At 66.2% G+C, this 14,455-nt stretch carries 13 protein-coding genes, 1 tRNA gene and 1 pseudogene; 2 read left to right on the plus strand and 13 right to left on the minus strand.

The features are described 5' to 3' along the window. Positions 1 to 311 precede the first annotated feature (311 nt). The 12 genes from RN629_RS17345 to hspQ all read right to left on the minus strand — a co-directional run bounded on the left by RN629_RS17345 (position 312) and on the right by hspQ (position 11,519). The gene (locus tag RN629_RS17345) at positions 312 to 2,258 is read right to left on the minus strand and encodes an ATP-binding protein (protein ID WP_407036367.1); all 1,947 of its coding nucleotides are present in this window, start codon (positions 2,256 to 2,258) and stop codon (positions 312 to 314) included. 28 nt (positions 2,259 to 2,286) lie between these two features. Continuing rightward, positions 2,287 to 3,564 carry a serine palmitoyltransferase gene (gene spt / locus RN629_RS17350; protein ID WP_407036368.1) on the minus strand — a complete coding sequence of 426 codons (1,278 nt, stop codon included), beginning with the start codon at positions 3,562 to 3,564 and terminating at the stop codon, positions 2,287 to 2,289. Between the two features lie 21 nt (positions 3,565 to 3,585). Next, the gene (locus tag RN629_RS17355; RefSeq protein ID WP_007405408.1) at positions 3,586 to 3,831 is read right to left on the minus strand and encodes an acyl carrier protein; all 246 of its coding nucleotides are present in this window, start codon (positions 3,829 to 3,831) and stop codon (positions 3,586 to 3,588) included. A 70-nt stretch (positions 3,832 to 3,901) separates the two neighbouring features. After that, positions 3,902 to 4,798 (minus strand): SDR family oxidoreductase, encoded by an 897-nt coding sequence (locus RN629_RS17360; RefSeq protein WP_407036369.1) that lies wholly within the window; start codon positions 4,796 to 4,798, stop codon positions 3,902 to 3,904. Next, positions 4,795 to 5,895, minus strand: a complete 1,101-nt coding sequence (gene proB / locus RN629_RS17365; RefSeq protein WP_407036375.1) for a glutamate 5-kinase — start codon at positions 5,893 to 5,895, stop codon at positions 4,795 to 4,797. Before proB ends, RN629_RS17360 begins: the two co-directional genes overlap by 4 nt. 7 nt (positions 5,896 to 5,902) lie before the next feature. Next, positions 5,903 to 6,949 (minus strand): GTPase ObgE, encoded by a 1,047-nt coding sequence (gene obgE / locus RN629_RS17370; RefSeq protein WP_407036370.1) that lies wholly within the window; start codon positions 6,947 to 6,949, stop codon positions 5,903 to 5,905. Positions 6,950 to 7,009: 60 nt separating this feature from the next. Next, positions 7,010 to 8,626: a pilus assembly protein TadG-related protein gene (locus RN629_RS17375; RefSeq protein ID WP_407036371.1), complete on the minus strand. Its 1,617-nt coding sequence runs from the start codon at positions 8,624 to 8,626 to the stop codon at positions 7,010 to 7,012. Then, a complete protein-coding gene (locus RN629_RS17380; RefSeq protein ID WP_407036372.1) occupies positions 8,626 to 8,991 on the minus strand; it encodes a TadE family protein in 366 nt (121 codons plus the stop codon). Before RN629_RS17380 ends, RN629_RS17375 begins: the two co-directional genes overlap by 1 nt. Positions 8,992 to 9,497: 506 nt before the next feature. After that, the gene (locus RN629_RS17385; RefSeq protein WP_407036373.1) at positions 9,498 to 10,046 is read right to left on the minus strand and encodes a GNAT family N-acetyltransferase; all 549 of its coding nucleotides are present in this window, start codon (positions 10,044 to 10,046) and stop codon (positions 9,498 to 9,500) included. Positions 10,047 to 10,235: 189 nt separating this feature from the next. Next, positions 10,236 to 10,502 carry a 50S ribosomal protein L27 gene (gene rpmA, locus RN629_RS17390; protein ID WP_183951678.1) on the minus strand — a complete coding sequence of 89 codons (267 nt, stop codon included), beginning with the start codon at positions 10,500 to 10,502 and terminating at the stop codon, positions 10,236 to 10,238. 40 nt (positions 10,503 to 10,542) lie between these two features. Continuing rightward, a complete protein-coding gene (rplU, locus tag RN629_RS17395) occupies positions 10,543 to 10,842 on the minus strand; it encodes a 50S ribosomal protein L21 (RefSeq protein ID WP_007405484.1) in 300 nt (99 codons plus the stop codon). Between the two features lie 350 nt (positions 10,843 to 11,192). Next, positions 11,193 to 11,519 carry a heat shock protein HspQ gene (gene hspQ / locus RN629_RS17400; RefSeq protein ID WP_407036376.1) on the minus strand — a complete coding sequence of 109 codons (327 nt, stop codon included), beginning with the start codon at positions 11,517 to 11,519 and terminating at the stop codon, positions 11,193 to 11,195. Between the two features lie 182 nt (positions 11,520 to 11,701). Here hspQ and RN629_RS17405 point away from each other — a divergent pair. Together RN629_RS17405 and RN629_RS17410 are read left to right on the plus strand one after the other, a co-directional pair. Beyond that, positions 11,702 to 11,791: transfer RNA gene (locus tag RN629_RS17405), tRNA-Ser, on the plus strand. A 140-nt stretch (positions 11,792 to 11,931) separates the two neighbouring features. Further along, positions 11,932 to 13,122 carry a tyrosine-type recombinase/integrase gene (locus RN629_RS17410; protein WP_407036374.1) on the plus strand — a complete coding sequence of 397 codons (1,191 nt, stop codon included), beginning with the start codon at positions 11,932 to 11,934 and terminating at the stop codon, positions 13,120 to 13,122. A gap of 199 nt (positions 13,123 to 13,321) precedes the next feature. Here RN629_RS17410 and RN629_RS17415 read toward each other — a convergent pair. Continuing rightward, a pseudogene (locus RN629_RS17415) lies at positions 13,322 to 14,304 on the minus strand (IS3 family transposase); the annotation flags it as partial. Between the last annotated feature and the right edge of the window lie 151 nt (positions 14,305 to 14,455).

Below are 14,455 nucleotides of genomic sequence, written 5' to 3' on the forward strand. Positions count from 1 at the left end.
CAAGCCCGCACCCTCCAGGTGATCCATGAAACGCGCCCCTCGCAGCCGTCAACGCCATGATTTATATGCGAAATATCACGATTACGACAGCGAAATCAGCGACTTACTTGGAGAATGTGGGTTCATGCGGGGGACATCACTCGCGCGATCAAACGGCCATGGCTATACGAGGCGATGCGGGGCGCGTCACCCCCTTACTGGGCGCTTGCTGGGTGATGCGGGGCGAGGGGGCATGTTCCCATGGGACCCCGACGGCGAGTGGATGGTGCCATTGGCGGCCTTGCGCCGGGATCGGTGCCCGCGTGGCGCTCTCAGGTGGCCGCGCAGACCGACCCGTTCTGCGTTCGTGCCAAAGCCGCCGCGACCGCGCGTTCCAGGCCGACCAGTGTGAAGGGCTTGCGCAGCACCTCATGCCCTTCGAACCCCGCCGCCTGCGCATCGCCCGCGAAGCCGGTGACGAACAGTACAGAGATCCCCGGATGGAGCGGCCGCAATTCGGCGATCATCTCGGGGCCGGTCCGGTGCGGCATCAGGACGTCGGTGACGATCAGGCGAATGCCCGGATGCCGCGCCAGGAGCGATTCCGCCTCTCGCGGATCGTTGCACGCGATCGGGTCATGCCCCAGCTCGCGCAGGGCCCCCATGGTCGCGGCCAGCACGCGCGGGTCATCCTCCACCACCAGCAGCGGGAAGCCCGGCGCTTCCGCCGGTTCGGGCAGGGCGATCGGCGTTGCGACCGGCGCAGGGGTGGGCTGCGCGACAGCGTGACGCGGGAAATATAGCGAGACGGTGGTGCCCTTTGCAGGCGCGGTGCGGATGCCGACATCGCCGCCCATCTGTCCCACCAGCCCAAAGATCTGGCTGAGGCCAAGGCCGGTACCCTTGCCAGCGGGCTTGGTGGTGAAGAACGGCTCGAACACCCGCTCGGCGATTTCGGCCGTCATGCCCGCGCCGGTATCCTCGACCGACAGCATGACATAGTCGCCCGCGCCCGCGCGCGGCAGTTCGGCCGGGCCGATGGGTCGATCTTCGGTGGTGATGGTCAACTCGCCGCGCCCGCTCATCGCGTCGCGCGCGTTGACCGCCAGGTTCAGGATGGCGTTCTCGATCTGCGTCCGATCGCCGAAGATCGTCCAGTCGCTGGTCCGGTCGACGACCGTCACCTTGATCCCGTCGCCCAGGGTCCGGTCGAGCAGATCGCGCATCCCGTCGACCAGATCGCGCGGGCGCAGCGGCTCGGGGGTCAGCGCCTCCTCGCGGCTGAACATCAACAGGCGACGGGTCAGCGCGGCGGCGCGGTGTGCGCCCTCGGTCGCGCTGTCGATATGCCGCCGGCTCTCCTCCGGATTGGTCGCGCGCCCCGCCAGCTCCAGCCCGCCCAGGACCACCGCCAGCATGTTGTTGAAGTCGTGTGCGATCCCGCCGGTGAGCTGGCCCAGCGCATCCATCTTCTGCGCCTGGCGCAGCTTGGCGTCCTGTGCCTTGAGTTCGCGGGTCGCAGCCTCCACCGCCTCGGCCAGGCCTTCGGCGCGGGCGCGCTCGGCCCTGGCCTCGGCCCGCGCCTCGGCGCGTCCGGCGATCGCGCGGACGATGAACCAGCCCAGCAGGATGCCGCCCAATGCGAGTGCCAGCCCGAACATCGCCAGCCCGCCCGCGATGCGGTTGGAATGGAGAACCGTCTCGCGTGCCGCCGCGCTGCGCTGTTCGAGCAACCGGCGCTCGCCATCGATCAGCGCATTGAGCGTCCGGTTGATCCGCGCCAGCGCCTCGGCCTGCCGCGCTTGGTAATATAGCGCATAGGCCTGTCGGTTGCGATGATAGCTGGTCGACAGCGCGATGTTGGAAAGCTGGTCGCCGCGGATGCCATAAGCGTGGCGCAGGCGCTCGACGAGCGCCTGTTGCTGCGGCTCGTCGATCAGCTGGTCGAGCCGGTCGAGCTGCGCGCCCGCCAGCGTCCATTCGTCATAGTAAAGCTGGCCGAGCTTGGCATCGCCCGAGATGACGTAACGCCCCAGCGAGGCCTCCGATCGGGCGATCGTCCCGTCCAGCGTCCGCGCCAGGATCATCACGTCATAGCTGCGTCTCTGCAACTCGAGCGCGCGGTCGCGTTCGCGATTGGCATGGCCGAGCGTGACGATCAGCAGGATCAGCGTCGCCGCCCCGGCCACGGCCATGGCGATAAGCGCGTAGGCGCGCCATTGCCCGGTTGCCCCCTGCTGGTCCTGCTCGATCACGGTCACGACGCTATCGCCAAGCATGCCGGGATGCAAAGCCCTGGCGGCCGGGTCAGCCGATGACGCCCACCGTCTGGCCGGCCGCGCGGAACATGCCCAGCACTGTCTCGATCTGCTGCGGCGTATGCTCGGCGCAGATCGAGCAGCGCAGCAGGAAGGTGCCCGCCGGCGTCGCGGGCGGACGCGCCATGTTGACGTACAGCCCGCCGTCGAGCAGCGCCTGCCACATCATCGCGGCCTGTTCCTGATCGTCCAGGATCACCGCGACGATCGCGCTGTCGCAATTGTCGGTGCCCAGACGGAAGCCCATCGCCTTCAACCCGCCATGCAGCGCGCGGGCATTGGACCAGAGTCGTTCGCGCTTCTCATGCGCGGTCATCAGCTTGCGGATCGAGGTCGTCGCGGTCGCGACCACCGAGGGGGGCAGCGAGGCGGTGAAGATGTAGGGGCGGCAGGCGAGGCGGACCGCCTCGAACTTCGGATGGTTGGACACCACGAAGCCGCCGACCGTGCCGACCGACTTGGAGAAGGTGCCGACGACGAAATCGACCTGGCCTTCCAGCCCTTGCGCCTCGTACACGCCGCGCCCGTTGGGGCCGAAAAAGCCCATCGAATGCGCCTCGTCGACCAGCACCATCGCGCCATGCTTCTTGGCGACGGCGACCATCTCCTTCAGCGGGGCGATGTCGCCCAGCATCGAATAGACGCCCTCCAGCACGACCAGCTTGGCGGGCTCCTTGGGCAGGCGGCCCAGCCGCTTGTCGAGATCCTCGACCGAATTGTGGCGGAAGCGGACGATCTCGGCATTGCCCTGCTGGCAGCCGTCATAGATGGACGCATGGCTGTCGGCGTCGAGGATGACATATTCGCCCTTGCCCGCCAGCGTCGAGATGATGCCCAGATTCGCCATATAGCCGGTCGAAAAGACGATCGCGCCGGTCGTGCCGTAGAAATCGCGCAACGCCTGTTCCACCTCCACATGGTCGTGGAAGGTGCCGTTGAGCATCCGGCTGCCATTGGTGCCCGAACCGAACCGCTCCAGCGCGGTCTTGCCCGCCGCGATCACGTCCGCGTCGAAGGTCATGCCCATGTAGTTATAGGTGCCGAGCAGGATCGTGTCCTTGCCCCGGATCACCGCTTCCGTCGGCGATTTCACCTGTTCCATCACGATCGCAAAGGGATCGGTGACGCCCGAGTCGAGCAGCTTCTGCCGCTCGGCGATCAGGCCGTCGAACTTGGACAGCAGGTCATGCTCGGGCGCGATCGCGGGGGCGTTGCCAAGGGAAGCATGGGGGGGCAGGGCGTGGGGCTGGGCGGCGGCTTCGGTCATGTCGGTATCCGTGGTCAGCGTTCAGGCTTGCTTGAGCTTTTCGACCGCGTCGACCAGCTGGCCGACATTCTCGATCTCCGCCTGCATGTTCATCGTGATGATGATGTCGAACTCGTCCTCGATCGCGGCGACGAAATCCATCACGGTCAGGCTGTCCCACTCCAGATCGCCCTGGAAGGTCGTCGCCTCGGTCAGTTCGACGCCCTTCTTGTTGAAGGGCGCGATCTGGGCCGCGACGATATCGAAAATGGCTTGGCGGTCGCTCATGATGATCCTTTCAGTCGGGCGCGCAGTGGCACCCAAATGCGGCGGCTTTTCGACCGCGATATGTCTGCTGCTATAGCAAGCCGTTGGCGCGATACCACCGCGCCGTGTCGGCCAGCCCGCGCGCGAGCGGAATGGCGGGTTCCCACAGCGCCGGATCGGGGCGCAGCGTGGGGTCGGCGGTCCAGTCGGGGTGGCAGAGATAGCCGACCCGGTCGGGGGTGAGCTTGGCTCCCCGGCCGCGCAGGCGCTGGTCGATCCGCGCGGCCAACTGCAGCAGCCCCTTGGGGAGATGCAGCGTCATTACCCTTTGCCCTACCGCCGCGCCGATCGCGGCGGCGAGGTCGGCATGGGTGAGGGCGTGGCCGTCATCGACCTCCAGAACCCGGCGCGGGCCATCGGTGGCGACCAGCGTCGTCAGCAGCCGCGCGAAATCCTCGACCGCGATCAGCGCGACCTTACCCGGCGGCGGCATCAGCGCGAGGCCGAGTCGGGCGGTGCGGAACATGTCGCGCATCTCCATGTCGCCCGGCCCATAGATGCCGCTCGGCCGGACGATGGTCCAGTCGAGGCCGCTGGCGGTCACGATGTCCTCGGCCTGCCGCTTGGACCAGCCATAGGTGGACAGGTCCGGCTCGCGCGCCGAGAGCGAGGAGACATGGACGAAGCGCTTGATGCCCGCCGCCTGTGCCGCCTCGACGATCGCGCGGGTCCCGTCGATATTGCCCGCGACGAAGCCGGCACGGTCGGGGGCATTCACCACGCCTGCGATGTGCAGCACCGCGTCGGCTCCCTCGACCAGCGTGGCGAGGCTTTCCGGCTTGTCGAGTGCCCCTGCGATCCAGGTGATCCCCGCGCGCGACGGCTGCGCCCGGCGGGTGAGGGCGCGCAGCGACAGCCCGGCTCCGGCGGCGCGGTCTACCACCGCGCGACCGACGAACCCGGTCGCCCCCGTCACCGCGACGATCATAGCAGCGCCAGGTGGTTGCGATGGATCAGCGCGGCGCGCGGCGCATAGCCGAGGATCGCCGTCTGCTCGTCCGAGCGCGTCCCGAGCAGCGCGCGTGCCTCGGTCGAATCATATTCGCTCAGCCCCCGGGCGACGATGCCGTCCGGCCCTTCGACGGTGACGAGGTCGCCGCGCGCGAAATGGCCCTGTACCCCGGTCGCACCCGCCGCCAGCAGGCTGCCCCCCGCCGCCAGCGCCTTGGCCGCGCCCGCGTCGACGGTGATGGCGCCGCGCGCGGTCAACCCGCCCGCCAGCCACGCCTTGCGCGCGGGCGCGCTTTTCTCGGCGACGAAGATGGTGTGGCGGGCCGGAATCGAGAGCGGATGGTCGACCCGTCCCGACGCGATGGCGAGATGCGCGCCCGCACTGACCGCGATGCGCGCGGCGGCGATCTTCGACACCATGCCGCCCGACCCCATGCCCGATGCGGAGCCGCCATCGGCCATGCCGGTGACGGCGTCGATCCGCTCGACCCGCTCGATATGGCGCGCGGCCGGATTGGTGTGCGGGTTGCTGTCGTACAGCCCGTCCACGTCGGAGAGCAGGAGGACGCCGTTCGCGCCCGCCGCCTGCCCCACCCGCGCCGCCAGCCGGTCATTGTCGCCGAAGCGGATTTCTTCGGTCGCGACGCTGTCATTCTCGTTGATGACCGGTACCACGCCCAGTCCGAGCAGCCGGTTCAGCGTGGCGGCGGCGTTGAGGTAGCGGCGGCGATCCTCCAGATCGTCCAGCGTCACCAGCATCTGCGCGGCGGTCAGCCCTTCGGCATGGAGCAATTCCGCCCAGGCCTGGCTCAGCGCGATCTGCCCGGTCGCGGCGGCGGCCTGCGCATCCTCCAGGCTGGCACGCCCGCCCTTGGCCAGCCCCAGCCGCCGCGCGCCGAGCGCGATCGCACCCGAGGACACGATCGCGATCTGCTGCCCCTGCCGCACCCGCGCCGCGATGTCGGCGACGAGGCCGGTCAGCCAGTCGCGACGAACCTCCCCCTCGGGCGTGACGAGGAGGGCGGAGCCGACCTTGACGATCAGCCGCGAACAGGTGGCGGGGGCGAAGATCATGCTGCGATCAGAGCGGCGACCATGTGATCTCATCCTCGCCCTCGTCATTTTCGGGCACGGCATCGGGGCCGGGCCCGATCGCTTCGAGCAGCCTGTCGAGCACCCAGTCGACGCCGGTGCCGGATGCGCCCGACAGCGGGATGACATCCGCGCCGCTTGCCTCGGCCAGTTCGGCCGACAATGCCTCGATCAGCTCGTCGTCGAGCGTGTCGATCTTGTTGAGGGCGATGATGTGCGGCTTTTCGATCAGCCCAGCGCCATAGGCTTCCAGTTCGTCGCGAACGATGCGGTAGCTCTCCGCCACGTCGGTGTCATTGGCGTCGACCAGATGCAGCAGCACCCGGCAGCGCTCGATATGGCCCAGGAAGCGGTCGCCAATCCCCGCTCCGTCCGCCGCGCCCTCGATCAGGCCGGGAATGTCGGCGACGACGAATTCGCGCTGGTGATGCCGCACGACGCCCAGCTGCGGCCGGGTGGTGGTGAAGGCATAGGCGCCGACCTTGGCCTGCGCGTTGGTGACGGCGTTGATGAAGGTCGACTTGCCCGCATTGGGCAGCCCGACCAGCCCGGCATCGGCGAGCAGCTTGAGCCGGAGCCAGACCCAGGCTTCCTCGCTGGGCCAGCCGGTGCCGTGCTGACGCGGCGTGCGGTTGGTCGAGGTCTTGTAGCTAGCATTGCCGCGTCCGCCATCGCCGCCGCGCAGGAACACCTCGCGCTGCCCCACCTTCGTGAAGTCGAGCAGCACCTCTTCCTTGTCCTCGGACAGGATCTGGGTGCCGACCGGCACCTTGATGACCAGATCGTCGCCGCCGCCGCCGGTTCGGTTGGAGCCCGACCCGCCGGACCCGCGCGGTGCCCGGAAATGCTGCGTATAGCGGAAATCGATCAGCGTATTGAGACCGGCCACCGCCTCGAAGATGACATCGCCGCCCTTGCCGCCATTGCCGCCGTCTGGGCCGCCATATTCGATGTACTTCTCGCGCCGAAAGGAAACGGCGCCGGGGCCGCCCGCACCGGAGCGGACGAAGATCTTGGCCTGGTCAAGGAAATGCATGGACGCGCTCTTACCGCTGACCGTGCGGACTGACCAGCCCGGCGAAGGGCAGGCGACCGATCAGGCGACGAGCGTGGCCGTGCCGCAACGCACGCCGTTGATCGTCACATCGGCCTGTCCGAGGTGGAGGCCGAGCAGATCGGTCAAGCCGTTGATGAGCAGGTCCAGCGCGGGGGCCACCAGCATCAGGACATTGCCGACGAGACTCGTCAGGCCGACGAGGTCGAGGTTGAGGCCCAGCAACTCCAGCCGAAGCTTGACCGACTGGATGAGCGAGGAGGCGAGGCCACGGACCAGCGAATTGGAATTCACGGTGCGGGTGGCGCGATTGGCGATGTCGCTGGTGTCGAACGAAACCCGTTGCCACGCGGTGTCGCTGGCGAGCCCGATCTGCACCCGTCCCCAGACCGTGGCGATCAGCGTGCGCAGCAACGCGGCTTCGCCCCTGATCGGCGAGCGGCTCATGTCGTTGAACTGGGAGCGATCGATCTCCGCGATGGCGATCGTGCCGGGGGAGGGGAGAACGTCGATCGTCACCGACTGGCCGCTGTCCGAACATTGGACGGCGTTGAGACGCGCCTGGGCCGCGGCGGTTTCGACAAAGATCGGCAGGTGGACATTGGCGACCAGCGGGACGCCGATTTGCGCTTCGACCAACAGTCTTTGCTGGGCGGTGCGCACCGTAACGCCCCCATCCTGCGCCACCGCCAGCCAGGGTGAGGATGCCGGCCGTTCGCCGATCGCCAACAGCACCGTGGTCGACAATAATCCCGGCACCGATGCGCCCAGGTTGAGCGACACCTGGCGACGGCCGTTGGCGATCGACAGGGACTCGCGCAGCATCGAATAGGCGTCGATGTCGATCAGGTTGCGCGAGGCCGCGCTGGTCGCACTGCCCAATGGTCCCAGGTCGATCAGCCGGGTGAGCGGTACGCTCGATCCCGGCACCCGCAGCGAAATGTTGCGCAGGAGTGCGGCGGTGCCGCTGTTGCCGGCGGCGTCCGCCATCGCGCTGAGCAGCGTGGGCAGGGTGACATTGGCGGCCAATATGTCCTGAAAGCTCGCCCCGGTCAGGCCGATGCGCGTGCCCAGGAACTGGGTCGCGCGCAACAGGTCGATCCGCGTGCTCACCAGGGCCTGATAATCGAGCAGCGAGAGCGACAGGTCGCTGCCGGCCAGCGCGTTCAGCAGCGCGCCGGGCAGCCCGCCATGCAGATTGACCAGCCGGGTGCCCAGCGAGAAGGCGGCGAGGTCGATGCGGCGCGCGGTGGCCTTGGCGGAGACCGGCGCGGTGTTCCGTCCGGTCAGCACCCGGCCGAAAAACAGCGTGACGGGCTGGCTCAGGATCACGCGCACCGCCCCGCCATCCGTGCCGGCGGTAAAGCGGTTTTCCGGCGCGATCGCCGCATCGGAGCGATAGCGGCCGACCGCCATCGTCACGGTGACATCGGTCAGTCCCTGTGCCGCGATTACCTTTTGCACGGCCAGCGCCCGGCGGCTGGCGTTGGAGGCGGCGGCGGCCACCGCCGCCTGGTCCGCCACGCCCTGCAATTTGCGCTGGGACAGGGTGAGCATGCCGACATCGACCGCCATGGCGGCAAAGCCGATCAGGGCCATGATCGCGATCGCGGTCAGGATGCTGACCGCGCCACGCCGTTCCCGCCAGAGTGCGCGCATTACAGCCCGCCGACCATCGCCACGCCCTTCGCGGTCAGGGTCTGTCCCGGGGCGGGGATGAAGGGCAGCTTGAGCAGCGGATCGCTGGAGGCGTCATAGCGGACCGAGACGATGATGATCCCGTCCGACTCGCTGGCGTCGACCTGCCCCTGGGCCTGTTTCAGCACGCCGGTCGAATCGAGCAGCTTCTTGGCGGTATCGGTCGCGATCTTCTTGCGTTCGGTCGCGTCGATGCCCGCAATGGCCGCCCGCGCGGCATCATTGGCGGTTTGCTGGATCAGATGCGCGGTCAGGAAATAATCGCCAAAGGCGATGATGCCCATCAACATGCTGAGCAGGATCGGCGACACAAGCGCCAGTTCCACCGCCGCCGCGCCGCGACGATCTTTCCTTATGCGCGGTGATTTCGGGCAAGTGCAGGGCACGTCCCGAGCCGTCGCGATACAAGATGTACAGCACCGATGCACAGCTGTTCCTCCGACATCGCCACAATGACAATGGCAGGAGGCGGCAAAATACTTATCATGATATTAAAAGGCCGGATCCGAAGACGTTTTTCGGGAATATCAAGCATTTGGCCGACCATAACGGACAGAAAGCTTTTCCCTCCGCCGAAAACAATGCCCAATCTGGGAGGGTTGCAGCCGCGCGTCCTCGGCCTGCTTTGGTGCCGATCGTCCCGCAGGCGTGCGAGTCGCGCACCGGTCGATCGGTGGCAGGGACAGGCGATTCGGCGCATCAAGGCCGAGCATGACCGGGCCCTGCTTCCACAGTCCGACGGGCCATGTCGCGCTGTCATAGACGCGCGGCCGATCCCGCCTGCCATCATCGGAAACGCGATGGCGGGCAGGACCGGGTCAGGCCGGCCGCATCAGGCGGCGAGCGGCAGCAACGCGCTTCGCTCCGCTTCCAGGTCGAGCGCGTAATGGACGCTCGGCGACAGCCCGCTGCGTCCAGCGGACGCCCGCGCCATCTGGCGGCCGGTCGGGCGGAAGCCGAGCTTGGTCAGGACGTGGCCCGAGGCCGGATTGTCCGCGAAATGCCAGGCGCCCAGCCGCGGGATCGGCAGTGCGAAGCGCGCCATCGCCACAACCGCACGTCCCGCCTCGGTCGCATAGCCATGTCCCCAGGCCGAGGGCGTCAGCCAATAGCCCAGTTCATGCCCGGTATCGCCCGTGATGATCGCGATGCCGCCGATCAGTTCGGGCGCGCCGCCATGGTCGAGCGTCGTGATGAGGAAACGTGGCTCGGTCGCGCCGCACGGCGACGCCAGCCACTGCTCGGCATCGGCCAGCGTATAGGGATAGGGGACGCGCGCCGCCATGCGGGCGACGGCGTCATGGCCGATGGCCTGGGCCAAGGCGGGGGCATCTTCCGGCCAGGCTGGCCGCAACAACAATCTTTCGGTCCGCGCGAACATTACTCGACAACTCCTCGTCGCGTCGGGCGAGCCCCTGCCACGTCCTGATGACGGGATGGAGACAAGGCCGGACGGCGGTGGAGGGAGCATGAAAAAAAGGGAGCCGGGGCGACCCGTCTCCCTTTTTTTTGTCGGTTCCGCTGGTGGAACCCGGGTCACCCTGGTGGGCAACCCGGCGCGGTTGCCCGATTATTCGGCCGCTGCGGCCAGTTCGACCGAACAGAATTTACGGCCGAGCTTGCCCTCGTGGAACGAGACGCGACCATCGACGAGCGCGAACAGGGTATGGTCCTTGCCCATGCCCACGTTGCGGCCCGGATAGAATTTCGTCCCGCGCTGACGCACGAGGATGTTGCCGGCGATGGCTTCCTGCCCGCCGAACTTCTTCACGCCAAGGCGACGGCCGGCCGAATCACGACCGTTACGCGACGAGCCGCCTGCTTTCTTATGTGCCATTGCGATCTACTCCTGGATTTCGTTTGGCGACGCGCTGGATTCAGGCGCCGACCGACACGATCTTCAGGATCGTGTGCTGCTGACGGTGGCCGTTGCGGCGGCGATAGTTGTGGCGGCGGCGCTTCTTGAAGACGATGACCTTGTCGGCCTTCGCCTGAGCGATGATCTCGGCGGCGACCGTGATGCCGTCGACCGCCTTCAGCTCCGAGCCTTCGCCCGCCAGCAGAACATCACCCAGCGTCACCGACGCGCCGGCTTCGCCTTCGATCTTCTCGACGACGATCTTATCTCCGGCGGCGACGCGATACTGCTTGCCGCCCGTGCGCACGACTGCGAACATGGCTGTTATCACTTCCCAAATGCATGGCTCCCGCGCGGGTGGCCCACCGGGAAAGAAGAGCCAGCTAGGCAAAGGAGGCCGGATTGTCAACCATAGAATCCGGCTTTTCGCCAGGCCGCCTCCGCGATCACGCCTTTCGATGCGACGGGGCGGCCGTCGATGGGCTGCGGCAGATGCGGGGCTTCGCCAGGCTTGGCGGGATCGACGGAAAGGCACAGCCGCCAGGCGGTTTGGCGCGTATGTATATAGAATGCCGTTGGCTATCCGGCCCCGTCGGCTCGCCTTCGACTCCAGCAGAGCATTTCCTGAGCGCGTATGTTCGAAGAAGAGCGGTAGCCCGATGGCCGGGATCAGTGGCGATGCTCGCGGCGGAGCAGGTAGCGGCCATCGGCATAGCCGGTGAACAGCCCCGCGATGGCGGGATGCTCCACCGGCTCGTCGCTGTCGTCGGGGAGCAGATTCTGCTGGCTGACATAGGCGACATAGCTCGATTCGGCGTTTTCGGCGAGCAGATGGTAGAAAGGCTGGTCCTTGGCCGGGCGGATCTGCTCGGGGATCGAATCATACCATTCGTCGCTGTTGGCGAAGACGGGGTCGATATCGAAGACCACGCCGCGAATGTCGAACATGCGATGGCGCACGATATCGCCGATCGCGAATTGCGCGGTCGCGACCATCGGCGCCGCGATGTCCAGGCGCGAGGAGAGGGGCAGGGTGTCGATGCGGTCCATAGTCCTCGATTTAATGCGTTTGTGGCATCGCACAAGTTTAGGCGCTTGCAATGCGTAAAAAGCTGATCTAGGAGCGCGCCTCCAATCGATCAGCCCCGAAGGCCAGATGCCTTCCGGTTTATCCTCGCGGAGAGGTGGCAGAGTGGTCGAATGCACCGCACTCGAAATGCGGCGTGCCGGCAACGGTACCGAGGGTTCGAATCCCTCCCTCTCCGCCATTATGCCCCCTGTGTGGCTGGCAAAAAACCCTGAAATCTGCTACAAAAGCCTGGAAATCAGCGGTTTTTTGATGTCGCTGCGTTTCACTCGATCCGACACAATCTCACGCGAAGTGTGGGGAAAATTGAGGTGAGGTGGCATGGGAAAGCTCACTGCGCTCAAAATCCGATCGCTGATCGAGCCTGGACGCTATTCGGATGGGGACGGCCTGTTTCTCGAAATCAACGGCAAAGGGGCAGCCAGCTGGGTGATTCGCGTCCAGAATAAGGGAAAACGCCAGGATATCGGGCTGGGCTCACTAAAGGCGGTTTCTCTCAAGGATGCCAGAGAGGCCGCTTTCCTCACTCGCCAAAAGATCGCGCAAGGCATCGACCCTGTGGCCGAGCGGAAGCAGGAGCGTCAGGTCATTCCAACTTTCCGCAAGGCCGCTGAGATGGTCCATGAGGAACACAAGGAGGCCTGGAAGAACGGCAAGCATCAGGATCAGTGGATCGCGACGCTGAAGAGCTACGCCTTCCCCAAGATGGGCGACCGGCTAGTCAGCGAAATCGAAGGCCCCCTGATCCGGGACGTATTGGCACCCATCTGGCTGACGAAGCCTGAAACGGCGCGTCGCGTGCGACAACGCATCGGCACCGTTCTCGACTGGTCGTACGCACGCGGGTTTCGCGCGACCGAAGCGCCAATGCGGTCGCGTTCCAAGGGGCTGCCTCGTCAGCCCAAAAAGGAGAACCATTTCGCGGCCCTGCCATATGCATCCGTACCGAAGTTCCTTGAGAAGCTGGGCGAGCGTGAATCGGTAGGCCGCGTAGCGCTGGAAGCGCTTATCCTGACGGCGGCGCGGTCGGGCGAAATTCGGGGCGCGACCTGGTCAGAATTTGATCTGGAAGCGGCGTTGTGGACGATCCCGGCCCAGCGGATGAAGATGGGGCGAATACATGTCGTACCCCTCGCGCCCGAAGCAGTGGCGGTGTTCAAGCGCGCCAAGACGTTCAAGGTTGGCGCCAGCGAGTTGGTGTTTCCTGGCCAGAACGTGAAGAAGCCGCTATCGGATATGACGCTCCTCAAAATCCTGCGTGACATGGACCTCGCGGTGACGGTGCACGGGTTCCGGTCGGCTTTCCGGGACTGGGTCGCAGAGAAGACAGACTATTCGGGGGAAATTGCAGAAGCGGCGCTCGCCCATACAGTCTCGAACAAGGTCGAGGCTGCCTATCGACGGACCGACTTTCTCGACAAACGTCGGCTGCTTATGCGTGAATGGGCGGCGTTCTGCAAAAAGACGCCCCCTCCGTCGGCAGATAGCTGGGACGAGGAGTCCAACGCCTGAGCTTGGGACTCGGACAGGGGAAGCAGGTGTAGAGTGACAGGTGTGCCAAGCGCTTCTAGGGGAGTACGGCCCGCGTTGGCCCTCGACCTGCCCGCTCATGATCGATTGTGCTGAGCCGGCAGCGGGCGCGGTCAACTGCCCCCAACGACCAACTTATGCTGTGGGGCGCCGGCGGCGACCTTAATCAAAAAAGTGGATCGGCATGGCCAAGCGACACGAACAGCGTCTCGTTGAGGCATTCGTCGCGCAGGCGGCCGTTGAAGCTCTCGACATAGCCGTTCTGCTGCGGCTTGCCCGGCGCGATGTAGTGCCACTCGATGGGGCGCTCTTGCGTCCATCTCAGGATCGCCAAGCTGGTCAGTTCGGTGCCGTTGTCGCTGACGATCATCAGCGGCGGTCCGCCTCGGACGGCGATGATGGCGTCGATCTCACGAGCGACACGCGCGCCTGACAGCGAGGTGTCGGCCACCAGCGCTAGGCATTCCCGCGTGAAGTCGTCGACCACCGCCAGGATGCGGATGCGACGGCCGCTGATCAGCGTATCGCTTACGAAGTCGAGGCTCCAGCGCTGGTTCGGACCTTGCGGCAGCGCCATGGGCGCTCGGGTGCCCATCGCTCGCTTGCGGCCACGCCGGCGCCTGACCCGCAGGTTCTCCTCGCGGTATAGCCGCAGCAGCTTCTTGTGGTTCATGACCAGCCCCTCACGGGCCAGCATGATCCCCAGCCGCCGGTAGCCGAAGCGGCGACGCTCCGCCGCGATCTCCCGTAACCGCGACCGCAGGTCGCCATCATCACTACGCCGGGGCGCGTAGCGCACCGACGTCCTGTCCACGCCGAAGATCGTACAAGCCCGACGCTCGCTGATGCCGAACAGCTGTCGAGCGTGCTCGACAGCTTTCCGCTGAGCGGCGGGCTTCACCAGTTTTTTCCCGCCACCTCCTTCAGCACGGCGTTGTCGAGCATGGCATCGGCCAGCAGCCGTTTGAGCCGGCCGTTCTCCTCCTCGAGCACCTTCAGCTTGCGTGCCTGCGACACGTCCATGCCGCCATACTTCGCCTTCCACGCGTACAGCGTCGCGCTGCTGATGCCGTGCTTGCGACACACATCGGCGGTCTTCATCCCGCCCTCCTGCTCGCGCGGCACCGCGATGATCTGCTCCTCGCTGAACCTCGTCTTCTTCACGTCCGTCTCCTCACCAAGGCGGACTCTAGGGTCAGGACCCATTGATGTGAGCGCCGTGATCTGATTCAGGCTCCGCAAGGAGACCGATATGAGCGACCTGTTTTGGCTGACGGACGATCAGATGAAGCGGCTTCGGCCGTTCTTTCCCAAG

Origin of the sequence: Facivitalis istanbulensis, from assembly GCF_040560405.1 — a bacterium.
GTDB lineage: Bacteria > Pseudomonadota > Alphaproteobacteria > Sphingomonadales > Sphingomonadaceae > Sphingomonas > Sphingomonas istanbulensis.